Annotated in this window: 18 protein-coding genes; 4 read left to right on the top strand and 14 right to left on the bottom strand. The window is 64.9% G+C overall.

All coding sequences use genetic code 11. The features are described from left to right. Positions 1-270 precede the first annotated feature (270 nt). Positions 271-2019, bottom strand: a complete 1749-nt coding sequence (locus GAU_RS07345; protein WP_041265366.1) for a carboxypeptidase-like regulatory domain-containing protein — start codon at positions 2017-2019, stop codon at positions 271-273. A 118-nt stretch (positions 2020-2137) separates the two neighbouring features. Here GAU_RS07345 and GAU_RS20615 point away from each other — a divergent pair, with 118 nt between their 5' ends. Beyond that, positions 2138-2887 carry a PEP-CTERM sorting domain-containing protein gene (locus tag GAU_RS20615; protein ID WP_052574303.1) on the top strand — a complete coding sequence of 250 codons (750 nt, stop codon included), beginning with the start codon at positions 2138-2140 and terminating at the stop codon, positions 2885-2887. A gap of 270 nt (positions 2888-3157) precedes the next feature. Here GAU_RS20615 and GAU_RS07335 read toward each other — a convergent pair whose 3' ends face one another. Next, positions 3158-6061 (bottom strand): M14 family zinc carboxypeptidase, encoded by a 2904-nt coding sequence (locus tag GAU_RS07335; protein WP_052574302.1) that lies wholly within the window; start codon positions 6059-6061, stop codon positions 3158-3160. Positions 6062-6378: 317 nt separating this feature from the next. On the opposite strand from GAU_RS07335, the gene GAU_RS20610 reads away from it, so the two are divergent. Genes GAU_RS20610 through GAU_RS07320 form a run of 3 tightly spaced genes read left to right on the top strand, consistent with a single transcriptional unit; the run spans position 6379 to position 8890 of the window. Continuing rightward, positions 6379-7641 (top strand): sensor histidine kinase, encoded by a 1263-nt coding sequence (locus GAU_RS20610; RefSeq protein ID WP_012682924.1) that lies wholly within the window; start codon positions 6379-6381, stop codon positions 7639-7641. Further along, positions 7641-8378 (top strand): response regulator transcription factor, encoded by a 738-nt coding sequence (locus GAU_RS07325; RefSeq protein WP_012682923.1) that lies wholly within the window; start codon positions 7641-7643, stop codon positions 8376-8378. Before GAU_RS20610 ends, GAU_RS07325 begins: the two co-directional genes overlap by 1 nt. Positions 8379-8437: 59 nt before the next feature. Continuing rightward, complete coding sequence (locus GAU_RS07320) at positions 8438-8890, top strand: hypothetical protein (protein ID WP_169307622.1); 453 nt, start codon at positions 8438-8440, stop codon at positions 8888-8890. Between the two features lie 15 nt (positions 8891-8905). On the opposite strand, the gene GAU_RS07315 is transcribed toward GAU_RS07320, so the two are convergent. The 12 genes from GAU_RS07315 to GAU_RS07260 form a co-directional block, all read right to left on the bottom strand. After that, positions 8906-10372, bottom strand: a complete 1467-nt coding sequence (locus GAU_RS07315; protein ID WP_012682921.1) for an amino acid permease — start codon at positions 10370-10372, stop codon at positions 8906-8908. 138 nt (positions 10373-10510) lie between these two features. After that, entirely contained in the window at positions 10511-11767 is a 1257-nt protein-coding gene (gene ftsA / locus GAU_RS07310; RefSeq protein WP_012682920.1) for a cell division protein FtsA, read from the bottom strand. Further along, positions 11764-12546, bottom strand: coding sequence for a cell division protein FtsQ/DivIB (locus tag GAU_RS07305; protein WP_012682919.1), 783 nt, complete (start codon positions 12544-12546; stop codon positions 11764-11766). The genes ftsA and GAU_RS07305 overlap by 4 nt, the downstream gene beginning before the upstream one ends. Next, positions 12546-14051 (bottom strand): UDP-N-acetylmuramate--L-alanine ligase, encoded by a 1506-nt coding sequence (gene murC / locus GAU_RS07300; RefSeq protein ID WP_012682918.1) that lies wholly within the window; start codon positions 14049-14051, stop codon positions 12546-12548. The genes GAU_RS07305 and murC overlap by 1 nt, the downstream gene beginning before the upstream one ends. After that, positions 14048-15208: a UDP-N-acetylglucosamine--N-acetylmuramyl-(pentapeptide) pyrophosphoryl-undecaprenol N-acetylglucosamine transferase gene (locus GAU_RS07295; RefSeq protein WP_041265365.1), complete on the bottom strand. Its 1161-nt coding sequence runs from the start codon at positions 15206-15208 to the stop codon at positions 14048-14050. The genes murC and GAU_RS07295 overlap by 4 nt, the downstream gene beginning before the upstream one ends. Next, a complete protein-coding gene (locus GAU_RS07290; RefSeq protein ID WP_012682916.1) occupies positions 15195-16391 on the bottom strand; it encodes an FtsW/RodA/SpoVE family cell cycle protein in 1197 nt (398 codons plus the stop codon). The genes GAU_RS07295 and GAU_RS07290 overlap by 14 nt, the downstream gene beginning before the upstream one ends. Further along, entirely contained in the window at positions 16388-17872 is a 1485-nt protein-coding gene (gene murD, locus GAU_RS07285) for a UDP-N-acetylmuramoyl-L-alanine--D-glutamate ligase (protein ID WP_156798939.1), read from the bottom strand. Before murD ends, GAU_RS07290 begins: the two co-directional genes overlap by 4 nt. A gap of 6 nt (positions 17873-17878) precedes the next feature. Continuing rightward, on the bottom strand, positions 17879-19021 hold the full coding sequence (gene mraY, locus GAU_RS07280; protein ID WP_012682914.1) for a phospho-N-acetylmuramoyl-pentapeptide-transferase: 1143 nt from the start codon (positions 19019-19021) through the stop codon (positions 17879-17881). Then, a complete protein-coding gene (locus GAU_RS07275) occupies positions 19021-20445 on the bottom strand; it encodes a UDP-N-acetylmuramoyl-tripeptide--D-alanyl-D-alanine ligase (protein WP_012682913.1) in 1425 nt (474 codons plus the stop codon). Before GAU_RS07275 ends, mraY begins: the two co-directional genes overlap by 1 nt. Beyond that, on the bottom strand, positions 20442-22034 hold the full coding sequence (locus tag GAU_RS07270) for a UDP-N-acetylmuramoyl-L-alanyl-D-glutamate--2,6-diaminopimelate ligase (RefSeq protein WP_052574301.1): 1593 nt from the start codon (positions 22032-22034) through the stop codon (positions 20442-20444). Before GAU_RS07270 ends, GAU_RS07275 begins: the two co-directional genes overlap by 4 nt. A gap of 1 nt (position 22035) precedes the next feature. Further along, entirely contained in the window at positions 22036-24555 is a 2520-nt protein-coding gene (locus GAU_RS07265; RefSeq protein WP_012682911.1) for a penicillin-binding transpeptidase domain-containing protein, read from the bottom strand. Further along, entirely contained in the window at positions 24552-24887 is a 336-nt protein-coding gene (locus GAU_RS07260) for a hypothetical protein (protein ID WP_156798938.1), read from the bottom strand. The genes GAU_RS07265 and GAU_RS07260 overlap by 4 nt, the downstream gene beginning before the upstream one ends. Between the last annotated feature and the right edge of the window lie 9 nt (positions 24888-24896).

Genomic DNA, 24896 nt, shown 5'->3' with positions numbered 1-24896 from the left:
CGTTATCCACATTTTTGCGCCGATGCGTCAGGATGTGAGGTAGCAGACGGAAGGCCTTGGCAGGGGGGCAGTTGCAGTCCTCTTGCACGGCGCCCTCTCCATCTCCCCCCTGATTCCTCTAGAAACCGATGACGCCGGGGAGCCGGAATTGGCCGCGGTGGAGACTGCGGGGGAGCGTCGCCGGAAAGACTCGCCGCCGGGCTTCATCGGTTTCTAGAGGATGACAGGAGGGAGTTGGAGAGGTTGCAGGGGGCAGGACAGCCAGCATGCTCATTTTCCGGGCGCCACGGGCTTGGCGACGAGGGTGTTCACCAGTTCGAAGCGGCTGGCGTCCGTGAGATAGGCGGATGTATGGCCCATCAGAGGGGCGCCCGGGTCGCCGGCACTCGCTTCCACCACGAACTGGGTGCGCGGCACGCCACAGACCAGAAAATGGCCGCCGGTCGTGGTGATCGACTGCAGTTCGTGCGCCGACGCAGAAAGACGGTCACCCGATGCGGTCGATGGCAATCGCACGGCGTCGACCCACTTTGCCTTGACGGTCGCCCCGACGAGGGGTTTGCCAAGGGAGTCCGTCACCGTGCCCCAGATCGCGGCCTGCCGCATTCGTTGCGGCTCGGCGCCACAGAGATGCCGGAGCAATGCGTCGCCGGTGGGCGTGCGGACACTATCGGCCATGGTGTCGTGCCGGGTGGCGATGCCGCTGGCGAGGTTCCAGGCAGCGGTATCCCCGGCGGCGGCAAATGGCCAATGCAGCGTGAGGTCGTAGCGGCCCTGCGGCACGGAGAACATGACGCGCCCGAGACTGTCGATCGGCGCAGCGATGTCTGTCCCTCTCACGCGGACGCTTGCCGCCGCCATCCATGGTGCCGGTCGTTCGAACTGCACACGGAGCGTTGGCAATGCGGCCCGATAGTGCTGGACCTGGCCGGCCTCCACGGCGAGTACCACCCCACCCTCCTCCTGCATCTCAGTGACCGCCCGCTCTTCAAGCGCGAACGTCGTGCGACGCAGATTGTCGCTGCTGCGTCGTGCGCGGTCGCCGATCCGAGGCATGCGCAACGTCCACTGTGACACGAACCAGCTCCCGTCCGGCAGTTGCGCGAACTGCACACTGCCTCGCGCCTGCTCGGGCGTGACAAACGCAGGCAGTCCGGTATAACGAAACTGCACGCTGTCCAAGCGGGCGGTGCGACGATCGACCCAGAAGCTCCCGGCGATATCGACGACACGCTCACGTGGCGTTGCCGGCTCGAATCGCACGATCAATCGTTCGCGATTGCCATCCGGTCGGTCGATCAATTCAAAACAATGTGTGCGCAAGAACGCCGGTGACACCAACGTGCTGGCCGTGGGTCCATAGAACGTGCTGCCGGTGGCGTCTTCACGCAGATAGCCCTGCATGGCCAGACTGTCGGGATCCCAGGCCCGGTAGCTGGTGAGCGACACGCCACGGGTGCGCTGTTGCGTGATGCCGCGAACGAGCCGGCCTTCCGCGTCGAGGCGACGCACAAATCCATATCGATCGAACTGCCGCGTCGTCGCCGTGGGCGCATCGGTGCTCGCATCGGTCACGCCGAGCGCTGCACTGATCTGCTCCCACACCACCGCCAACGTGGCGCCCTGCGCCTTGGTCAGATCACACTGTTGGCGCTCCCGCACCAACACCTGCGGCAACGCGACGGGTGTGCCACGCCATTGCACGGTCGTTGGTGGCGTGGTGCCGTCGACGCGCACTTCGCCGCCATCGAATGGCGCGTAGCCCACGCGCAGCACTCGCAATCGATAGACACCCGATGGCACCGACAGCACAAACCGTCCCGTCGATGACAGGGCCACACGTGCGCGCTCTTTCTGTTGCGCGTCGAGTACCACCAGAACCGCGGCAGTGATCGGGGTGCCACCATCCGCGCTGATCACCACGCCCGTCAATGTCTGCGCGTGTGCGACACGCGGAAGTCCTACCACACCCAGCAACACACCGCAGACAAGCAGAGAGGCCCGCAAGATTGTACGCATGTCGGAAATTATACCTCGGCATTGCATCGATAGTGATCCACTATGCATGGGGTTCCTTGCACAGTCATGGCCGACACCCGCAGCATTGCCCATTGCATACACCTCAACCCCTTCTGCCATGACACGTCTGACTCGCTCGTTCGCGGCCTTGCTGGTCTCGTCTGTCGCACTGTCGGCGTCCGCTGCCGCACAGAGCGGCACGGTATCCGTGGGCGCCACACAATCGCTCTATCTCGCCGGCGGCAACGCCTACAGTGCCGTGCCCGGTTGCGGCGCTCCGGGATGTGTCCCACCTGACGGGGGTGGCATTGCACCGGTGAGCATTGCGCTCACGCCAGGCACCGGAAGAGTGCTCACGTTTTCCTCGGTGCTTGGCACGATGTCTTTCTGCCCGGGCAACACCTGTGTCACATCCAACCCGGATGGCCCGGCGCCGCCACTGATCTCCACAGGACTGAACAGCAGTGGAGCCATCTCCGGAATCAGTGCAGGCACGGCAGGATTTCTCGGTGGCGTCTTTCTCGGTGCCGGCCTGCCCGCCAGTGCGCCAGCTTCACTCGACTTCAATACCATCGGCACGGAGTTTCTCAGCCTGAATCCAGTGCTGGGACAGCTCTTCTTCATTGGGGACGGCTCGACGGCGGCGAGTGTGACACAGCAGTTCTTTGTGCCCGATGGCGCCACCACACTCTATCTCGGCATCGCCGATGGGTTCTCGTTCTGGGGAGACCCGGGCGCCTATGATGACAACGAGGGGGCGTACCGCGCGTCCTACACGGTGCAGAGCACGGTGCCAGAGCCTTCCACGTTCCTGCTGATGGCGGTCGGCGCTGTCGCGGTGTTTGCGCTCCGGCGTCGGCGTGCTTGAACAGGCTGGGGGGCTTTCTGTGTAGGTGCGAGACCGCTAACAGCTTTGCCGCGGATGACACGGAAACGCGCGGAAACTACACGGATACTGACAAGTCCAGTGCGTATTCTGACAACGGTGCAAACAATTTCTTGATTGTTGTTTGACCCGTGTGTTTCCGCGCGTTTCCGTGTCATCCGCGGCAAAGCGGTTCGTAGTTTCCATATCAATACAAAGCGCGCCCCGGAACCAGTCCGGGGCGCGCTGTGTGTTCAGCAGAGGATTCGCCGCTTACGGCACGATGGGCTGCGCCGGCTTCGGTTCCTTCGGTGCGCCAGCATCGTTCCAGTTGATGATGCTGTTGAAGATCATGCCGAACTCGCCGTGGTTCTGCCAACGGTAGATCGGATTGTTCGCAAACATGATCACACGGCCCTTGCCCTTGAGCGCGTTGGGCACGTCCACCGCAAACGGGCGCGACTTGAGCGAGTCGGCACCGGTCATCAAGCCGGAGATCACCGACTTCTCACCGCCCACGTAGCGGGCCAGCACGTTGCTCTCGTCGGCGATACCGACCTTGAACGGCGTGCCACCCACATACTTCACCGGAATCGTGGTCTTGCCAAAACCGTAAAAGACCGGGTGCTCCGGGCGCGTGACTTCGGCTTCCACCAGCGGACGCTGCGCCGTCAGCCCCGGCACCGGCGTCTTGTCCACCGTACCCGCCCAACCGAACTCGATCGGCAGACGCGCCGATTCACCAACAGCGATCAGCGTGCCGCCAGCTTCGAGGAACGCCGCGAAGGCATCGACACCCTTCTGACCGAAGCCGCCGGTGATGTCGGGCGTGGAACCGTACACGCCGAGGAACTTGTACTTGGCGCTGTTCTGATAGGGCACCGGCCGTGCCGCCGGCGCCTGCATCACCGTCTGACGTGACAGGTTCTGCTCGGCCACCAGGATCACGTCGAAATCACGACGCAGGTTGCCCTGCACCACACGTTCCTTGTAAATGAGCTCGAACGGGATCTTGAACTCGTCGAACGTGAGACGGTACCAGCCCAGCGTCTGCGTGCCCGTCCACTGCGTGTAGATGGCGATACGCGGCACATCCGCATCGTGCGTCGCCACCGACGGCGCGCTCGGCAGCATCGTGGCCGTCAAGCCAAGCGAGTCCACGAGACGACGCACCGTCGATGCATGCTTCGCATCGATGATGAACGAACCGGCCGGATACGTCGTGTCACCCGCCGCAAAGCTGCGCTCGGCCACCTTCATCGGCACGTTCCGCGCCAGGTAGCGGAACGACACCATGTTGTTGGAACCAAGGTGCGCCACAGCAATCGTGGAGCCCGAGGCGCCCTTCACCGTGCCCTTGAGCACCACCTTCTCCACCGGTGTCACCGGCGCATCGAGAATGGACTTCTCGGCGACCGACACCACATCCACGCCCATCGCAAAGCCCATCGACCAACCGCTGTCGTCGTACGTGTTCAGGCGCGCGTCCGGGTAGTCCTGCTTTTCCAGCAGGTTCTTCGCCAGACGACCGTACGGCTGGTTGCGCTTGATGATGTACGAACCGGCAGCATACGTGACGTTGCCAACCTTCACCGGCTGCGTGGCCTGTCCGATCTCGATGCGCTGGATGCGGAGCAGGTTCACCATTTCCGCCACGCGCGTCATGTCCTTCTGCAGAGGCAAGATGAAGCCGTAGGGCGCCTTGTTGCTGCCCTCGTCGATGCTGTTCTTCGTCTTGATGTAGAAGTTTTCGAGCACCGTCTGCGGGAACATGCTGGCCAACTGCAGCGCCGAGATCACGCCCGACTGCATGTAGTTCGCGTTGGCGCGGCGCGTGAAGGTGGCGAGATCGTTGAAGCCGATCGGATTGCCACGATACCACTCACGATCCTGTCCGCCGCCACGGCCCGTGGGAATGGTGGCCGGACGCCCACCAAAACCACCGCCCGGCGTCGCCGTGCTCACGTCCTGACCGGCGCGCGCCTTGGCCATGGCCGTGCTGTCGAGGTCACGACCCGACTGCGTCTCATACATCTTCATGAGACCGTTGTGGTTGTACGCCACCGAGCCGAGGTAGCCCGGCGACCAGCCGTCCATGAAAGCGTGGGTGTACACACCCGGCATGCCCCACTTCGTCATCTGCGCCATTTCCCAGTTGCCGAACCACGGCAGCTCGGCGAAGAGGATGGGATCGAGGTTGGGGTTCTGCGGCGGACCACCGGTGTACGTGTACATCAGCGGCATCGCTTCATGCAGATCGTGCATGATCGGCGGATAGGCCGTGAAGTACCAATCGATGATCGCGCGCATCTGCATCAGCTTGATGTTGATGTCGCGATTGTTGTCGTGGTACACGTACTTGCCCCAGTACGGCACGGCACCGCCGGCGCCCTGCCCCTGCGCGGGCGGAGCCGCCGGGCGACGCGTGGTGTCGTTCGGTGCGGATGCACTGGGGGCCTGCACGGCCGCGTTGGCCTGCTGCGCTTCGAGGCCACGGAAGAACCAGTCCACGTTGCGATCACGCCCATCGGCATCGGCCGCCGGCGTGATGGACACGTAGAGCTGGTCGCGGACCTGATTGAGGATCGGCGAGCTTTCAACGGCCAGGCGATACGCCAGCTCCATCAGCGTTTCCGACGGACCGGTTTCGCCGGAGTGCAGACCACCCATGAGGTGGTAGTGCGGCTTGGTCTGTGAGAGCAGCGTCTTGACCTGCGCTTCGTTCATGCCACGCGGATCGGCGATCTTCGCGAGATTCTTCCGATTCTGATCGAGCTTGGCGAGGTTCGCCTCGGAGGAGATCCAGATGACGACCAGTTCACGGCCTTCATCGGACTTGCCGATGGTTTCGATCTTCACGCGCGGCGACGCGGCTGCCAGGGCACGGTAGTACTTGAGCTGGTCGGCGTAGTACGTCAGTGTGCGCGGCGCACCGACATGATAGCCCAACACATCGCGGGGGGTGGGCACGCCCGGCACCACCGGCAGGTGGTCAACGAGTGGGCTGCCATGCTTCGGGGTGGCGAGCCACTCGAGATAGTTCTTCGCGTACGTCGAATCCTGCTTCTGATTCGGGTCGCGGGTGTCGAGGGAGGACTGCTGCGCCGACAACTGTCCCGGGAGCAACACCGGGGCGAAGGCGAGCGTTGCCAGAAGGCGTCGCGCGGTTCGTCGCATGGGACGACAATGAGAGAGCCGGGGACCAACGTGCATCACTGAGCAACTCCGAAGGATCGGGGCCGAAAACCAGGGAAACGGCAAACTAGTAAGCATACGCAGCATGGGGATGAGCCGTTCGGCAAGGTGCCGCCAGCGACCGGCCCCGTGGAGGCTTCGCGGCCGCGCGCCAGCCCATGGAGGATCGCCTGACGCGTTTGACCGTTTCCGGACAATTCCGCCTCCCCGAATGCGCTTTGTGCGGTGCTAATTGATGGAAACCCGTACAGCGCGGCACGCCACATCGGCCAAACCGCGCCATTTCCCGCGGAGCATTCATGCTCGTCCCTCGCACCCAGCCCACCCGCTCTCCGGCCGCCGATTTCACCGTGCTTGCCACCCTCGTGGTGGGCCTGCTCGTGTGGCTGGTGCTGGCCTGCTTCGGCGTGGCCCGGGCGCAGCGGGAAGCGACGGCGCGACTGCAGCGCGAGGTCGCACAACTGGTCGCCACCCAGGTGAGTGCGCAACTCGAGGCCATGCCATCGCGCCATGTCGTCGGTGCCCCTGAAGCAGTGCTGGACAGCGTGGTCGACGCCGAAGGCCTGCGCGTCGCCTTACGCGACGTACTCGCCGCCGCCCCCGATCTCGCACGACTGGCCGACAGTACGGGGCTCGCCGTCGATCTGGTGCGCTCGCATCCCGTGTTGGCCCCGGCCCTCGTGGAGACCCGCACGCAGGCGCAGGGATCCACGGCCCTGATCACCGTGCGGGCCCGCAACGATGCGCGTATCCCGCCGGTGCTGCTGGCCGTGGTGGTGGCCCTGCTGTCGGTCACCACCGCTCTCACCGGGGTGTTGCTGTGGCGCCTGCTCCGTGAACAGGCCGCGGCGCATCAACGATCGGCGTTTGCGTCGACGGTATCACACGAATTGCGCACGCCGCTCGCCCAGATCCTGTTGTTCGCGGAAACGCTGCAGTTGGGCCGCGCACGTACCACGGGTGATCGGGAGCTGGCCCTCGGGGCCATCGTGCAGGAGACGCGTCGCCTGATGCGTCTGGTGGACAACGTGCTGCGCTTCACCCGTCTCGAGCAGGGTGCTCCCCACCTGCGACAGGAACCCGTGCGGGTGAGTGACCTGGTGGCTGAAACGGCCGCCCAGTTCGCGCCCCTGGCCCGGACATCGCAGGTGTCCATCGTGGTGGTGCCCGATGATGCCGCCGTGGCGCTGGCCGATGCCGACGCCGTTCGGCAGGTGCTGCTCAATCTCCTCGACAACGCCGTCAAACACGGCCCGCCGTCGCAGCGGGTGACGGCCCGCGTGGAAGCACACGGGGCGCAAGTCCGATTGATCGTCGAAGACGAGGGGCCCGGCATCGCCCCCGACGATCGCGACCGCATCTGGCACGCCTTCGAGCGCGGCTCGGCGGATCATCAGGGCAGAACGCCGGCCGGTTCCGGCGGCGCAGGCCTGGGATTGATGATCGTGCGCGCACTGACCGAAGCGATGGGCGGTGACGTGCGCTGTGAGCCGGTGCGGCCGGTTGGTCCAGGAGCGCGGTTCATTGTGGGCTTGCCCGCGCTGCACCAGGAGCCCGGGTGATGACCACCGAATCCGTATCGGCATCATTCGGCGTCTCCATTCTGGTCGTGGAAGACAACGCCCTGTTGGCCGCGGGCGTGCGCAGCAATCTGGAATTCGAAGGGTATCAGGTGACGGTGGCGGCCACGGGTCGCGAGGGGCTGCGTCTCGCGAAGTCGCGCGCGCACGCGTTGATCGTGCTCGATCTGATGCTGCCCGACATCGACGGGTTTCGCGTGCTGCGGGAGTTGCGCGAGCACGGCGTGGAAACGCCGGTGTTGATTCTGACGGCGATGGGCGATGAGACCGACAAGGTACGCGGATTCCGGTTTGGCGCAGACGACTATGTCACCAAGCCGTTCGGCCTGATGGAGTTTCTCGCGCGGGTGCAAGCGTTGCTGCGCCGGAGTCGCACCGCCAAGCCTGCCCACGACGTGCCAACGGTGCAGGCCGATAACACGCGACGTTTTGGCAATGTGGCGATCGACCTGAGCACACGGAGTGTGACCCTGGAAGGGTCCGCCGTGATGCTGCGCCCGCGCGAGTACGATCTGCTGGTGGCCCTGGTGCGCCGCGACGGTGCGATTGCATCGCGCGAAGAACTGTTGCGTGAAGTGTGGGGTTACGATGACTCGGTGGTGAGTCGCACGGTGGACACGCATATGGCCGAGTTGCGGCGCAAGCTGGAAACGGATCCTTCGGAACCACGCTGGCTGCTCACGGTTAGAAAGACCGGATACCGGATGGCGATGAGCTGACCGCTCCCACGAGGTGTGGAGGCGCGGAGCGACATCGCCGCCTCTCTCTGGAGCATGTCGTGCGCGGATTCCCGATGACGCTACGGTGCGTCCAGCAGTTGGCGCTGCTGGCCGTGATCGGCCTGACGACGAGTTGTGACCGCACGACGGAGCCCGAGTTCACCAACTCGTTGCCGGTGACGGTGCGCATCAGAGATATCGAGGTGGTGCAAACCACATCGGCCTTCACGGTGGCAATCGGCAACCCGGGTCTTGAGCCGATTGTCGCCGACGGGTGTCCCATCATGCAAGAGCTGCGAGGCTTCGGGTGGGTGACCCTCAAAGCGAACTTCCAGTGCCGACCGGGCGCCTTTCTCGAGAGGCTGCCCGGTCAATGGACGTGGGACGTTGCTCTGGTGAATCCGGGATTTGATCTCCGGGTGTACCGGGTGCGTTTCAACATCTGGGACAGCCGGGGCGTTCTGCTTCCACTCGAGATGCGGACGAGCGACGCCTTCCTCGTCACGCGCTGAGGGCCTCTTGCCGCGTCACGGATTGTGCGGTGGCCCCTCCGTGCGCTGCATCCGCCGCGCCCCTGCGGCGCGTTGACGACTGTAGGCGAAGTACACCACAAACCCCAGGGCCAGCCAGGCAAAGAGTCGAGCCCACGTCTCGAGCGGCAGGCTCACCATCTGGAGCACACAGGTCGCGGCGGCTCCGAGTGGTACCCAGGGCACCCACGGCGTACGGAACGGGCGCGGCACATCGGGTGCGGTGCGTCGCAGCACGATCACTCCGAGCGACACCAGGGTGAACGCCAGCAGCGTGCCGATGCTGGTGAGTTCCCCGAGTTTGTTGATGGGCGTGAGGCCGGCGACCAGCGCCACCACACAGGCGGTGAGTGAGGTGCTGATGTGCGGCGTACGAAACGTGGGATGCACACGGGCGAACAGTGATGGCAGTAGCGCATCGCGGCTCATGCTGTAAAAAATGCGCGTTTGGCCCAGCATGTTCACCAGCATCGTGCTGAAGAGGCCGAACAGCGCACTGATCTTGATGAAAGGACTCAGCCAGCGCACGCCCGTGGCATCGATGCCTACGGCGAGTGGATCGGCCACATTGAGCTTGCTGTACGGCACGATGCCCGTCAGCACGATGGCCACACCGATGTACAGCACCGTACAAATCGCGAGCGATCCCAGCATACCAAGTGGCATATCACGCTGCGGATTCTTGGCCTCTTGTGCCGCTGTGGACACCGAGTCGAATCCGATGTACGCGAAGAACATCACGCCCGCGCCACGCAGCACACCGCTCCATCCAAATTCACCAAAGGCCCCGGTATTGGCCGGAATGAACGGGGTGAGGTTGGCCCGCTGCACGTAGCCGATCCCGACACCGATGAACACCACCAGCACCGTGCACTTGAGCAACACGAGCGCGGTGTTCACGCGCGCCGATTGCTGCACACCGCGAATGAGCAGCGCCGCGACCGCCACCACGATCAGCGCCGCGGGCGCATTGAACAAGGCTACGGCGGTACCACCCATACCGTCCGGCACGATGGTACCGGGTGGCGCCGTCAACGCGGCGGGAAAGGGGATGCCCACATCGCGCGCGAGACTCACGAAATAGCCGGACCACCCCACGGCCACCGTCGCTGTGGCCAGTGCATACTCGAGCACAAGATCCCAGCCGATCACCCAGGCGAAGATCTCACCCACGGTCGCGTACGCGTACGTGTAGGCGCTGCCCGCCACTGGCACCATGGCCGCAAACTCGGCGTAACACAGGCCGGCCAACGCACAGGCCACCGCAGACAGGATCATGGAGAGCACCAGCGCCGGACCGGCGTGCTGCGATGCCGCTGTACCGGTGAGCACAAAGATGCCGGTGCCAATCACCGATCCAATGCCCAATGCCGTGAGTGCGAGCGGACCGAGCGAGCGACGCAACAGGCCACGCTCGGCCTCTGCGGTGAGCTCGGCGAGGGACTTCCGATGGAGGAGGGACACGAGACGCCTCGGGTGGGAGAGCGTGCCCGGAACCGATGCGTCACGGGCGCTCCTGCATGGTTTGCAGAAAGCGCCCGTGGGAACAGCGAAATCGCGTGTGTGTCCTGTCAGAGACACCGCCGCAACATCAGGGAATGGTCAGAAGAAATCCTGGAACCAGGTCTTCACCTTGTTGGCAAACTTGTCGACACCGCCGCCGCTCAATCCGGTGCGCCGCGTGACGATGCCACCGCTTTGCGCCAGACGATGCGCGCCATACAACGCGAGGCCGGTGACGGTGGCGAAGCGCGGCTCGGACACCGATTCCGACAGGCCATCGAGCTTCACGCCCGGCACACCGACACGCACACCGAGCCCGAACACATCGGCCGCCAGCTCACTGATGCCCTCGAGGGAGGCACCACCACCGGTGAGTACCAGTCCGCCATTCAGCTTGCCGTTGAAACCGGCGTTCTGGATCTCCCGCTGCACCTTGTCGAAGATCTCGTCCATGCGCTGGTGAATGATGTGCGTCATCAGCTCGCGCGAGAGATGACGTTCACCATGAGATCCTGACGCGGGCATCGCGATCACCTGCTCCGGATCGACCAGCGGCTCGTAGGCGCAGCCGTACACTTCCTTGAGCTGTTCGGCGTCGTTCTGCGTGATGCCCAACCCCTGCACGAGATCGCTGGTGACGTTGTTCCCGCCAAACGCGATGGTGCCGAGATGACGAATCTTGCCTTCGTGAAAAATCGCCAGGTCGGTGGTGCCGGCACCGAGTTCCACGAGCACCACACCGAGCTCTTTCTCTTCGTCGGTCAGCACGGAGAGCGCGCTGGCCAGCGACTCCAGCACCAGTTCCCGCGTCTTGTAGCCGGCGCGTTCGATGGCCTTGCGCAGGTTCATCGCCGGTGAGCTGCCGATGGTGACCAGATACATCTCGGTTTCGAGACGCGTGCCGATCATGCCCACGGGATCACGAATGCCATCGGCCTTGTCGACACGATACTCCTGCGGGATGGCGTGCAGCAGTTCGCGATCCTGCGGGATGGCCATGGCGCGTGCCACGTCGTTCACGCGATCGACATCGGCCCGTGTGATTTCATCACCACTGATGGCGACGACCCCCGAGGAGCCCACGGCGCGCACATGTTCGCCGGCAATGCCCACATACATCGCGTCGGGGGCCACACCCGACACCCGTACGGCTTCTTCCACGGCGGCGCGGATGGAACGCGTCGCCTCTTCGATGTCGGACACCACACCGCGACGCAGCCCCATCGTGCGGGTGTGGCCGAGCCCCAGCACCTTGAGGCGCGGAGCCCGCGGCAGATCGCCATGCACCGCCGCCACGAGGGCGGTGGTGTACGCGGTGCCAATATCGAGTGCAACGACGACGGGTTCGGAAATCATGGCTGTCTGGCGATCACCTGGTCACGGAAACGCAGATCGAGTTCCACCGCGCGCAGGCCGTTCCGCGCGAGATCCGTCTCCACAGGTAATATGTCCTTGAGGCGGGCTACGGTCACGTCGGGAGTTGTCCGAACCGTGATATCTCCCAACACAAACTGGAGTTCGCTCTGCCCTGCCCGTGCTGCGGACGTCACCCGGGCATACAGCGTCGGCTCCGACTGGCGGAGACCGTCGAGAATGTGCATCAGGGTGCTGTCGGCACTGCTGGCGATGGGCACATCGAGTGCGACACGTGCGGGATCGATGGGCAAGGCATGACCGCTGCCGTCCGTGGGCTGCAATCGTCCACGCACCTGCACCAGGGCCACCGGTTCCCGTTCGGTCACCCGCACCACGAGCGTGGCCGGCAAACGCCTGGTGACCTCGGCCGCCGTCACCAGGGCGTGCGTCGCGACCCGCTGAGACAGTGGCTCGAGTGGCTGCCAGACCGATTGCAGCGTATCCACGTCGAGGATGGCCATCAATTCGGCGGCCCGTGTGTAGCGCACCCCCTCGAATTCCACGCGGCGCACGTGAAAAAAGTCGAGCTGCGCCAACGCACGGGGCCCCCACCACGGCGAACCGACGACGGCAGACACGGCCAACAACAGGGCCAGCGCGCGCAGCCAACGCAGCCACGTCGGGCGCTCCGCAGTGCGCTCGGCGGACCGATCGGCAGAACGGTCGGCGGAAGAACGATCGGATGAACGATCCGACGAAGCAGAGCCCGCAGCAGGCATCAGCGCGATTCGCTGCTCCGTCCCGTGCTCCGCAGCGCGTCGAGCAGCGCCGGCCCGGCCTTGGTGATGTCGCCGGCGCCCATCGTGAGCACCACATCCCCTTCGGCAACACCCTGCAGGAGTGCCGGCACCACATCCGTGCGCGGCCCTTGCCACCGTACCACATCACCAGGGATGCGATCGGCAACCAGCGAGGACGTCACCCCAGGCTCCGGTGTTTCCCGCGCCCCATAGATGTCGCAGAGATAGAGCACATCGGTTTCCCGAAGCGCATCGGCAAACTCCTGTTGCAGATCGCGCGTGCGGGAGTACAGATGCGGCTGGAACGCGAGCACAATGCGTCGGCCGGGGAAGGCATGACGCGCCGCCGCCAATGTGGCACGCACCTCGGTCGGATGGTGGGCGTAGTCATCGACGACTTCCACACCTGCGGCGGAGCCGAGTCGCTGAAAGCGCCGCTGCACACCGCGGAAACCGGCCAGTCCCGGAGCCATCTGCGCCACGGTGCATCCGAGGGCGAGTCCGGAGCCAATGGCCGCGAGCGCGTTGCGCACATTGTGCAGCCCCGGTACCGCCAGCGAGATCTCCCCGAGACGTTCGCCGTCGAATACCACCATGAAACGCGATCCAGCGGCGTCGAGCACCAGATCGGCGGCCAGCAGACGGGCATCGACTGCACGTGGTGCCGGAAGGGTGCCGGGCACGGTGGCCGAATACGCGATGATTTCGCGGCTGCTGGCCACCCGGAGTGACATCGCGCCTTCGTCATCGGCGCAGCGCACCAGAGTCTTGGCCTTCGACACGTAGACTTCGAAGGTGCGGGTGATGTCGTCCAGATCCCGATAGATGTCGAGATGGTCCGCTTCGACATTCAGCACCACGGCCACGGTCGGATCGAGCGCGAGGAACGAACGATCATACTCGTCCGCTTCCACCACGTAGGTATCTCCACCCAGCCGGAGATTGCCCTCCCAGCTCTCCACACGCCCACCGACCACACCAGTGGGATGACGACCGGCACTGGCCAGGGCCTCGGTGGTCATCACCGTGGTGGTCGTCTTGCCGTGCGTGCCCGACACGCCAATGAGCGTGCCACCACTCACCGCATCGGCCAGTGCTTCCGCGCGACGGATGATGGGAATGCCTGCCGCGCGTGCTGCCGCCATTTCCGGATGTGTAGCGGGAATGGCCGATGAGTACACGAGGGCACGGGCACGCGAAACCAGCGTATCGTCATGCGGTGAAACCGTCACGCCGAGTGCGTCGAGATCGGGGGCGCCGGTAGGGTTGGCATCGGTACCCTGCACCGCCACGCCCCGTCGCACGAGCAGTTCCGCCAGTGCACTCATGCCGGCGCCGGCGATGCCGACAAAATGCACCGGCCGGGGGTCGTCGGTGGCGAGTACGACACGGCGCGACGCGGGGGTGCCGATATCGTGGGCATCGCCGTCCGGCGCAGTCGCACCGGTCGTTTCACTCGGGAGTCCAGTCTCGTGGCCAGTCATGACGGGAAATATGGCGAATCGGCCGCGGTGGCGATGTTCAACTGTGTCAGAATCGACTGCGCAATGGCGTGCGCCGCATCGGGACGGGCGCGGGCATACATGGCCGCGCGCATCTTCGCGAGGCGCGTGGGATCGGCCAGCAAGGCACGCACCTCACTATCCAGGCGCGCGGCTGTCAGTTCCCGCTGCGGCAGATGGATGGCACCACCCGATTCCGCCGTGGCACGGGCGTTGTAGGTCTGATGATCCTGTGCGGCCGTTGGCAGTGGCACCAGCAGTGCGGGAATGCCCCACGCACACAACTCGGCGATCGACATGGCGCCGGCGCGTGCCACGGCGATGTCTGCGGCGGCATAGGCGTCGGCAATCGGGGCGAGATACGGACGCACCTTCACACGCGCGCTCTCGCGGTCCACCCAGGCAGCGGCCTGTTGACGTCCCGTCGACCAGAGCAGGCAGACGTTGTCGGGCAACCCGAGATCGATCCACGCCGCGACGGTTTCGTTGACCGCGCGCGCTCCCTGACTGCCTCCGGTCACGAGCACGACAAGCGCGTCTTCGGGCAATCCCCACTGTGCACGCGCCGCCCCCCGTGCCGGAGGAGGAACGGGCGGTGGTTCGATGGGACAACCCAGTGGCAACACCGCAGCGCCGCTCCCGATCTTCAGCCGCTGTGCCGCTTCCGGGAAACCGAGATAGATCGCACGGGCACCACCGGCAAAGGCGCGTGTGGTCAGCCCCGGATGACTATCCGGTTCGTGCAACATGGTCGGGACGCCATGCATACGACCCCAGGCCAGAGCCACCCCTGCCGCATAGCCGCCGGTACCAATCACGGCCCGAGGCGCGCGTTCACGCGCAAGCGACGAAATGGCGCGCCATGCACTGACGGCACCAACCACGGTACGCCAGTTGTTCCACGGCGTGCGACGATACAGGGGATGCAGTTCCAGCAAGGTGTGCGGAAACTCGGTGCCGGGCAGTATGTCGCGTTCGATGCCCCGACGCGCACCGATGAAATACGGCTCCACCTGCGGGGCCAGGCGCACGACGGCACGGGCGATGGCGAGGCCGGGATAGAGGTGTCCGCCCGTTCCCCCACCAGCAAAAAAGATGCGCTCGCGGACCATCACCACCGCACGGTCACGACGGCACACTCACCAACGGATCCGTGGCGGTCGTGCCGAAAACCCGTTCCCGCATGCTGCCGATGTTCACCAGAATGCCCGTCATGGCCAGCGTGAGCACCAGATTCGACCGGCCATACGAGACAAAGGGCAGCGTGAGGCCGGTGTTGGGGAGCAGGCGAATCACCACGCCGAGGTGGATGAATGCGGTGAAGACGGTGGTGAAGGTGAGGCCGATGGCCAGCAGCGTGCAGTATGGAGATCGCGCTTGTCGGGCGATGCGAAAACCCAACCAGCCATAGAGCGCAAAGGCCAGTGTCAGACCGGCGATGCCAATGAAACCAAACTCTTCGCCGACGATGGATCCGATGAAGTCGTTGTACGCGAGCGGCAACCAACCACGCTGCTGATTGCCCTGGCCCAGACCGACGCCCACCAATCCCCCCGCACCAACCGCGACCAACGACTGATACTGCTGATCGTTGACCGGCGACGCATTCGCTCGGCCGGGTGCATTGCCTTCCCCAAAGAAGGCATCGACGCGGGCTTTCACGTACGGACTCTGCGATGCCTGGTACCCGACCAGCAGCAGACCGACCACACCAAACAGCAGGAAGTGCGAGACGCGCGCCCCGCCCACAAACAACAGCACCGCCATCAGCAGACAGAACATCATCGCCACCGACAGATCAGGCTCGAGTGCGGCCAATACACTGAGCGTGCCGATCACCAGCGCAAACGGCATCAACCCTTTGCCCAATCGTCGCACCATGGCGCCCTTCTTCACCAGCAACATCGGCGTCCACACCAGGATGGCGAACTTGGCCAGCTCCGATGGCTGAATGGAGCCTCCAAACAGGTACCGCCGTGATCCGTACACGCGTGTGGAAATACTCTCGGTGCCGGGCAAGATGATCACCAGCATGAGCAGGATGCTGATGCCCATGATCGGCCACGCGTATTGTCGCCATACGTCGGCGTCCATCTTCGCAAAGATGGCAAAGGCCACCACACCGGCCACCACGCCCGTCGCCTGGCGCAACACAAAAAAATGCCCAGGACTACCGGCCGACAGCGCCTGCAGTGCACTCGCGCTGTACAACACCGCCAACCCGAACGACATGAGGATGGCGGTGACGAGCAACAACGCACGGGCTTCGAGCCCCATGCGCCAGCGCTCACGCACGCCCGCCTGAATGGCTGGTGCGGTCACGCGTCCTGCTCCGCGAGGCGCGCGAATTCCCGTCCCCGCTCCTCGTAGTTGTTGAACATGTCGTAGCTCGAACAAGCGGGCGACAACAGCACCGCATCCCCCGCGCTCGCTTCGGCGTGTGCACGTGTCATCACTGCGGCGAACGACCGTTCATGCACCTGCACGACGGGCACGACACCGGCCAGCGGCGCCGTGAGATCAGCCACGATGGTATCGGCCGCTTCCCCGTAGGCAATCACCACCTTGGCGATGCGCCGCAGTTCGGGCAACAGGGCCGTGTACGGCTCACCTTTGTGTCGACCACCCAGCAGGACAACCGTGGGGCGTGTCATGCCGGCGAGCGCCACGAGTGTGGACGCCACATTGGTGGCCTTCGAATCGTTGATCCACACCACGTCATGCCGATGCACCACCGTCTCAAGACGGTGCGGCGGCGCACGGAACGTGGCCACGGCATCGGCCAGCGCGGCACGAGCCGTGCCCGTGCGGAACGATGCGTCGGCCACCATCACCGACAACACGGCCGCCAGCACGTTGGCCACGTTGTGATCACCGGCGAGCGGCACACGATCGCGGGCCATCAAGGGCGCGCCCAGGACGTGCAACATGCCGGACTCGTGGTGGTACGACGCGTCCATGCCGTCGGTCTGCTTCGTGGAGAACCAGTACCACTGCCCCTCGATACCCTGCACCAGCTCCCGTACGGCGTCGCTGTCGGCCGTGGCCACCCAGCGCGACTGTGACACCGCGTTGAGAAAGAGCCGCTGCTTGTCGCCGTAGTATTCGGCCACACTGGTATAACGATCGAGATGGTCGGGGCTCAGCGTCGTGAGGACCCCGACGTCCGGATAGATGCCCGGTGTGTCATGCAACTGAAACGATGACATCTCCAGGGCCGCCCAGGCGGGTGGTGTCTCCTGCAATGCCAATGCCGACACCGGCGTACCGATATTTCCAACGTCAGCCGCATCAACGCCCAGTGCCCGCAGCAGATGGCCGATGAGCGCCGTCGTGGTGGTCTTGCCGTTGGTGCCGGTGACGGCGATGTAGCGGAGCGCGGGCTGCAGGCGCAGCGCAATCTCGACTTCACCCACCACCGGCACTCCGGCCTCGTGGGCGGCACGCAGTGGCGGGGCCGAAGGCGGTACACCGGGGCTGGCCACCACGACCTGCGATCGGGCAATGCGGGCGAGATCGTGATGCCCCACATCGACGGCCACCCCAACGGCCCGCAGGGTTTCGGCAGCCCGTTCCGTCGCATCCCCCTTTGATACATCCGATGCGTACACGGCCAGTCCGGCGCGACGGAGCAGCAACGCCGCCGCCGCACCACTGCGCCCCAGACCGATCACGGCAAACTCCCCGTGGGCTTCAGCCAGTCGGCGCGCCACCACCTGCGCCACTTGCTGGGCCACCTGCTGCGCTGCGCGCTGTGCCGCGCCACGGGTTTCCGTGTGTGCCGTCTCCTGCGAGGGATGCATGAACAATCAGCGCAGCTTGAGGGTGCTGAGCGCCAGGATCGCGCACAGGATGCCGATGATCCAGAACCGCACCACCACCTGCGTCTCCGGCCAGCCCATCATCTCGAAGTGGTGATGGAGAGGGGCTCGCCTGAAGACTCGGTGTTTCTGCGCATACTCTCGGCCATACCGACGAAGCCGATACTTGAAAACCGTGCGCTGCAGAATGACCGACACCGTTTCAGCAAAAAACACCGCGCCGACAAACAGCAGCAGGAACTCACTCTTGAGCAGAATGGCAATGGCGCCCACGGCCCCACCGAGGGCCAGTGACCCCGTATCGCCCATGAACACCTGAGCCGGGTGCGCGTTGTACCACAGGAACCCGATGCAGGCGCCAACGACTGCCGCGCAGAACACCGTGAGTTCACCAGCGCCGCGGAGATAGAACACCTGCAGATACGCGCTGGTATCGACACGCCCCAACACGTACGCAAAGAGCCCCAGTGTCAGCACGGCAATGGCAACCAGTCCCGACGACAGCCCATCGAGGCCGTCGGTGAGATTCACCGCGTTGCTCACCCCGGTGAGAATGAACGTCACCCACGGGATGTACAGCCACGCCGCCCACGCAACGGCAGGCACCACCAGCACATACTTGAAGAAGGGGAGCGTGGTGCTCGCTCCCGGCAACGTGGAGATGGGCGACAGCAGCAGGTAGGCCCCGAGGCCCAGACCACACAGGACCTGTCCAGCCAGCTTGTAGCGCTCCACCAGCCCTTCGTTCTTCTTGCCTTCGCGTTTCTGCTTGAGCTTGAGGTAGTCATCCAGAAAGCCGATGACACCCATCCAGGCCGTGACGGCCATCGCGAGCAGCACATACCGATTGCTCAATCGCGACCACAGTAACACGGGCGCAAACGTGGCGGCGAGGATGATCAATCCGCCCATCGTGGGCGTGGTGCCCTTGCCGGCATGCGTGTCGGGAGTGCCTTCACGCACCACCTGGTGCACGGCCATGGCACGCAGGCGGCGGATGATGGCCGGTCCGAGGATGAAACTGACCAGCAGCGCTGTCACGAACGCGGCCGCAGCGCGAAACGTGATGTAGTTCAGGAGATTGAACAGGCGCACATCGCGCGCCAGCGGCTGCAACAGAAAATAGAGCACTAGGTCGTGGCCCAGGTGGTGAGCTGGGGGAGAAGTCGCTCGAGGCGCACGCCGCGCGACGCCTTGAGCAGGATGACAGCATTGCGGTTCACACGTGGTGCAGCAGCAGTCCAGGCACTTTCGGGCTCATCGGCGACAATCACGCGACCGCTGGCCGCATTGATCGCGTCCGGTGCCACACGACGGAACGCATCACCGAACGCGCCCACGCCGACAATCACGTCGGCCGACGAAACGAGCGCGGCCCGGGCGATGTCATCGTGCTGCACGTCGGCCTGTGCACCAAGCTCCCGCATCGTGCCCAGAAAGGCTACCCGCTGACGTCCTTCGCCTACCCGATCGAGCAGCGCGAGGGCCGCGCGCATCGACGGCGGGTTGGCGTTGTAGGCGTCGTTGATGACCGTGGTCTGGCCGATCGTTTCCCACACCCCACGCATATTGGGAACGGGCATCGCCGCCATGCCCGCCGCGGCGCTCTCGAGAGGTACGCCGCAGGCCCGCGCGGCCGCCACAGCCAGCATGGCGTTGGCCGCCTGATGGGCGCCGCGCAACGGCAGGGTGAAATGCACCCCGTCAACATCGAACCAGGGGCGACCTTCGTCATCCAGTCCCCACTGCTCCGGCGCGACATCGGCGTCGGTAAGGCCCGCCGTCACAACGGCCTCGGCCCGCTCTGAGGCCATCGGGGAGACTTCCGGATGCGCCACCGGAATGATGGCAAGACGAACACCAGGGAACACATCGCACTCTTCCCGCAGCACACCGGCCAGATCGCCGAGTCCTTCGAGATGTTCTTCGCCGATGCTGGTGAGCACGGCCACATCGGGAGCAGACATCGCGCGCAATGTGGCCACTTCGCCGGGGGCATTGGTTCCCAGTTCCACCACAGCGATATCGGCATGAGGAGGAATCGCCAACAACGTGAGCGGCACGCCGATCAAATTGTTGAGATTGCCCGTGGTCGCATGGACCTCGAACGTGCCCGACAGGGCGGCCTTGAGCAGCTCCTTGGTGCTGGTCTTGCCGTTGGAGCCGGCCACCGCGATCACATGGCGTCCCCAGACGGTACGCCACGTGTGCGCCAATTGCCCCAGCGCGATCAGCGTATCGGGCACCACATAAGTGGGGACGCCAAGTCCGACCGCGCGCGTGGCGTCGCTGACCACAAACGCGGCGGCGCCGGCGTCTTTCGCCGTGGCGAGAAAGTCGTGGGCATCAAAACGATCTCCGCGGAGCGCCACAAACACATCCCCGCGCGCAATGCGCCGCGTGTCGGTGGAAATTCCAGCCAATGGCTGTGGCATCGACGGGCCGGTGCCCAGCGCGGCCGCCACCCGTTCGAATGTCCAGTATGCGTGCGCCTCCGCCGGCGCGATCGCCGGCACCGCGGCAAACGCGGTCCCGGCCATCGTGAATGCACTCATGAATCGTCTCCGCCCTGCGTCATGGCATCCCACAATTCCTGCACGATGATCCGCTCATCGAACGGATAGGAGGTGGTGCCACGAATCTGATAGGTCTCGTGTCCCTTGCCGGCCAACACCACGACATCGTGTGCCGACGCCATGCGCAGCGCCGCCGCGATGGCATCCCGTCGGTCCACGATGCGCTGATGATCGCGGCGTGTCATGCCCGCCTCAATGTCATCGAGAATTCGCTCGGGATCTTCGGTGCGGGGATTGTCGCTCGTGACGATGGTCACGTCGGCCAATCGTTCGGCAATGCTCCCCATGACCGGGCGCTTGCCACGATCGCGATCACCGCCACATCCGAACACCACGATCAGGCGACTGGGCGCGCCATCAGGGCGCATGGTGAATGGGCGCACCGCCAGCAGTGCGCGTTCGAGCGCATCCGGCGTGTGGGCATAGTCGCGCAACACCGTGGGTTCGGTGCGCAGGCGTTCCAGACGCCCCGGCACCTGGGGGGACTGCGACAATCCGTCCGCGACATCCTGCGGCGTGATGCCCATCGCCAGTGCGCCTGCGGCAGCCCCGAGTGCGTTGGCGACATTGAAATCGCCGATCAACGGCAGCGTGACCTGATGCTGCGTCGTCCCCTGCGCGGTGCGCACACGCAGCTCGAAACGACTGCCGGTGGCATCGTACACGACATCGTGCGCCGTGACATCGGCATCCTGCAGAGCGCTGAACGTGGTGCGACGTGGTGCCGAGGCCTGGCTTCCGGACACGTCCATCTCGGCGACCGTGTGCTGCCAGGTCACGTCGTCGATATTGAAACATGCCACGCCATCGGGTGCGAGCAGCGACAACAACTCCAGCTTCGCATCACGATAGGCCTCCATCGTGCCATGATAGTCGAGATGGTCACGGGTGAGGTTGGTGAACACGGCGGCCGCGAAGTGCACACCATCCACTCGATGCTGATGCAGCGCGTGTGAGCTCGTTTCCATGGCCACGCGCGTCACACCACGGTCCGCGAGGACGCGCAGGACACGTTGCAGTTCCACCGGCCCCGGGGTGGTGAGCCCTCCACCACCCGGCATCTCCTCACCGGCACTGCCGATCAGCACCCCCAGCGTACCGATGGATGCCGCACGTTGACCGGCCACATCGAGCAGATGACGCAGCAGTCCCACCGTGGTGGTTTTGCCGTTGGTGCCGGTGACGGCGGTAAATTGTATGGCACGCGCCGGCCAATGATGAAACGCGGCGGCGGCAAGTGCCGCACTGCGCCGGCCATCGTGCACTACGATGGCCGGCATGTCGATCACGCGCGCGGCCGCCTCATCTTCGACAATCGCCAGCGTCGCGCCGGCATCCTTGGCCTTGGGCAACCAGGCATGGCCATCCTGCATCGCACCTTTCACGGCCAGGAACGCACTGCCACTCGTCACACGACGGCTGTCGTCCACCAGGTCGACGATCGATACCGGAAGTGCGCCATTCACGGCACGCAGTTGCCCCGCGTCGCGCAGCGCATCGAGGATGCGAGCGACAGGCACCGGCGCGTCGGTGGACTGGTCGGATTCAGAGGTCGGTGTGGCGTGCATATCAGTGGCGATCCGTTGCGCCGGCACTGCGCGACGACGGGCGAGACGTGGAAGACCCGGCACGTGGCTTGGCCTTGCCAGCGGTGCTCTGTCGCGTGGCTTTCGTGGCGCCCCGCGCCGAGGACCTGCCAGAGGATTTTGCCGGCGTCTTGGCGGAGGGTTTCTTGGACGGCTTCGCCGCCGATTTTGCGGGCGACTTCGTCGATGGCTTGGCAGCAGATCGAGACGTCGGCCCAGCGGTCGATGGTTTTGCGGCAGACGTGCTTCCAGCTTCTGCACCGGCAGCGGGCGCCGACGTAGCGGCCCGCGGCGCGGCGGCCACAGCGAAGCGCGGTACTTCGAGCAACACGGTGGCGCCGCTCCGCAATGCGGTGCCCGTAGCAGGACGTGTGCGCACATCGGTGTCCCGCGCATCACCATAGCGCGCATCACCTCCACTCGTCACACTCACCTGGAACCCCGCAGCATACAGCACACGCACCGCCTCGCGTGCGTCGAGACCATACACCGATGGTACGAGCTGCAATTCGGCGTTGTCGCTGACGCGCCGTGCGTTCGCTCTCTGCGCATCGAAGGGCAAGTCCACCACCACGCGAGCTGGCCCCGGCAAGGGTTCCGCCTTTGGCGGTGGGGGAGCCTTGAGCGAATCCCGTCGGGCCGAATCCCGCGCCGCAATACGCAACGCTTCGGGAGACAACGGCTTGACCGGAGCCACCGGAATCGGACGTGCCACACGGGCCAGTGCCCCACGATCGAGCGACGCATCCCGTGTGGCGAGTGCATTCTGCAGGATCATGTTGGCCATGGCGCCCGACACAATGCCACCGAAGTACGTACCTTCGGGGTCGATCAGCCGCGCCACGATCACATACTGCGGATCTTCGGCCGGGAACATGCCGGCAAAACTCGCGTTGTATCGGCCAGGCACATAACCCTGCCCCGGTATCAGACGACGCGCGGTGCCGGATTTGCCGGCCACATCGAAGGTGGCCAAGTTCGCGGCGCGTGCCGTACCGCTGTCCACCACGCTCTTCAACATCGTGCGCATCAATGCGGCGGTTGCCGGCGTCACCACCTGCCGGATCGCGCGCTTGCGATGCTGAAACACCACGCGGCCTTCGCTGTCCCGCACCTCACGCACCAGCACCGGCTGCAGCAGTTCTCCATCATTGGCCAACGCAGCATAGGCGGTGGCGATCTGCACGGGCGTGGCCATCATCTCATAGCCGATCGCCACCGATGCCGGTGTCATCTTGCCCCACTCTTTTGGCAGCGACAGACGCCCACGCGACTCAGCGGGATATGGCACACCCGTGTAGTTGCCAAATCCAAAGTCCCGAAGGGCCTGATACTCCTGCTGCTCATTGAAGCGCATCGCCAGCTTGGCGGTGCCGATGTTGCTCGAAAACCGAATGATGTCGCGCACCGACATGCTGGCGGCCTTGTGCTCATCGCTCAGCGTGCGCCCAGCCACCGACCAGGTGCCATTTTCGGTGTTGAGCATCTCGTCGGGTTGCGCCCGACCAGCATCGAGCAGCCGCGATACCACGAAGGGCTTCATGACTGAGCCCGGTTCGTACGGCTCCGCCAGCGGCGTGCTGGTGAGTGCCGCCTTGCCGTCGCGCACACCGGCCAACGCGAGAATGGCCCCGTCGCGTGGATCGAGGATGACCACATCACCACCCGATGCACCGGTGCGCTTGCGCGCATCCGTGAGCGCCTGTTCGGCAATCTCCTGCAACGACTGGTTGATGGTCAGCGTGACCGTGTGACCGGGCCGCGCTTCCACCGGCGTGAGCATGGGCGAACCAATGCGTCCCCCGCGTCCATCGAGAACCACGGGCGTATGACCGGCTTCACCACGCAGGAACGGATCGAGCTCCATCTCGATGCCACCAACCGGCGCACCGTCTGGATTGAGTGCCCCCACGATCCCACGCAGCCCTTCTGGTGTCGCATTCACGCGCGTGAGCACGGAAACCGTTTTCACACCCGGCAATCCCTTGAATCGATCGAGATCGGCCGGGAGAAACCGGTACGGCAACTCCACCCATCGGGCCTTGGGGTTGTTGAACACCCGACGCATGTTCGCGTCAGAGACCCGCAACTCACGCAACCCGCGTCGCACAATCGCGCGGGTATCCACGGTGCGTGTCTTGCCGTCTTTTCCTTTCCGCTTGACCGACGTCAGGTTGTGCGGCTCGATGACGAGCTTCATCTGCTCGCGCGTCTCGACAAGCACATTGCCGGTCGCTTCCAGAATGGCACCGCGCGGCGGCGCCACGGCCAGATCCTTCACATGCTGCCGCTCGGCAATACGCTGCCACGATTCCCGCTCCACCAACTGGATCTGCGCCGCGCGCGCGACAATCGCGGCGGCGAACAGCACCAGGGTCACATGCACAAATGCCGAACGGCCCCGACTCACCGGCAGCGGCGTCTGCTCCGCCGTGACGGGGTCGCCCACCGGTTGTGCGGTGCCCGCCGTTCGTGGATCGGCGTCGAGCGGATAGTGTGTCACGGTGTACCGGAGTCCGTCGGCGTGGCGCTCCGCGCACCTTCCGCTAGGAACCGGGTTTGCGCTTCGGTGGCCACGTGCATACCGAGACGCCGTTCCGCCTCCTGCACGACCTGACGGCGCCCCATGGCACGACGCAATTCGTTCTCGAGCGTGATGCGCTCAGAGCGCAACGCGCGCCGCTCGGCCTCCATGCGCTGCATGTCCCGCGCCGTGCCAACGCCCACACTGCGGCGCCACACTACGATGGCCGTCACGGCGACAAAAAGCCCCAGGCTGATCGCCACGATCGAACGCCCCTTGAGGGTGCTCTTCGTTCGACGCGCGCGCGCCATCACCGGAGC

This window comes from Gemmatimonas aurantiaca T-27 (assembly GCF_000010305.1).
In the GTDB taxonomy this organism is placed as follows: Bacteria; Gemmatimonadota; Gemmatimonadetes; order Gemmatimonadales; family Gemmatimonadaceae; genus Gemmatimonas; species Gemmatimonas aurantiaca.
This window is presented reverse-complemented; position numbering and strand designations above follow the sequence as displayed.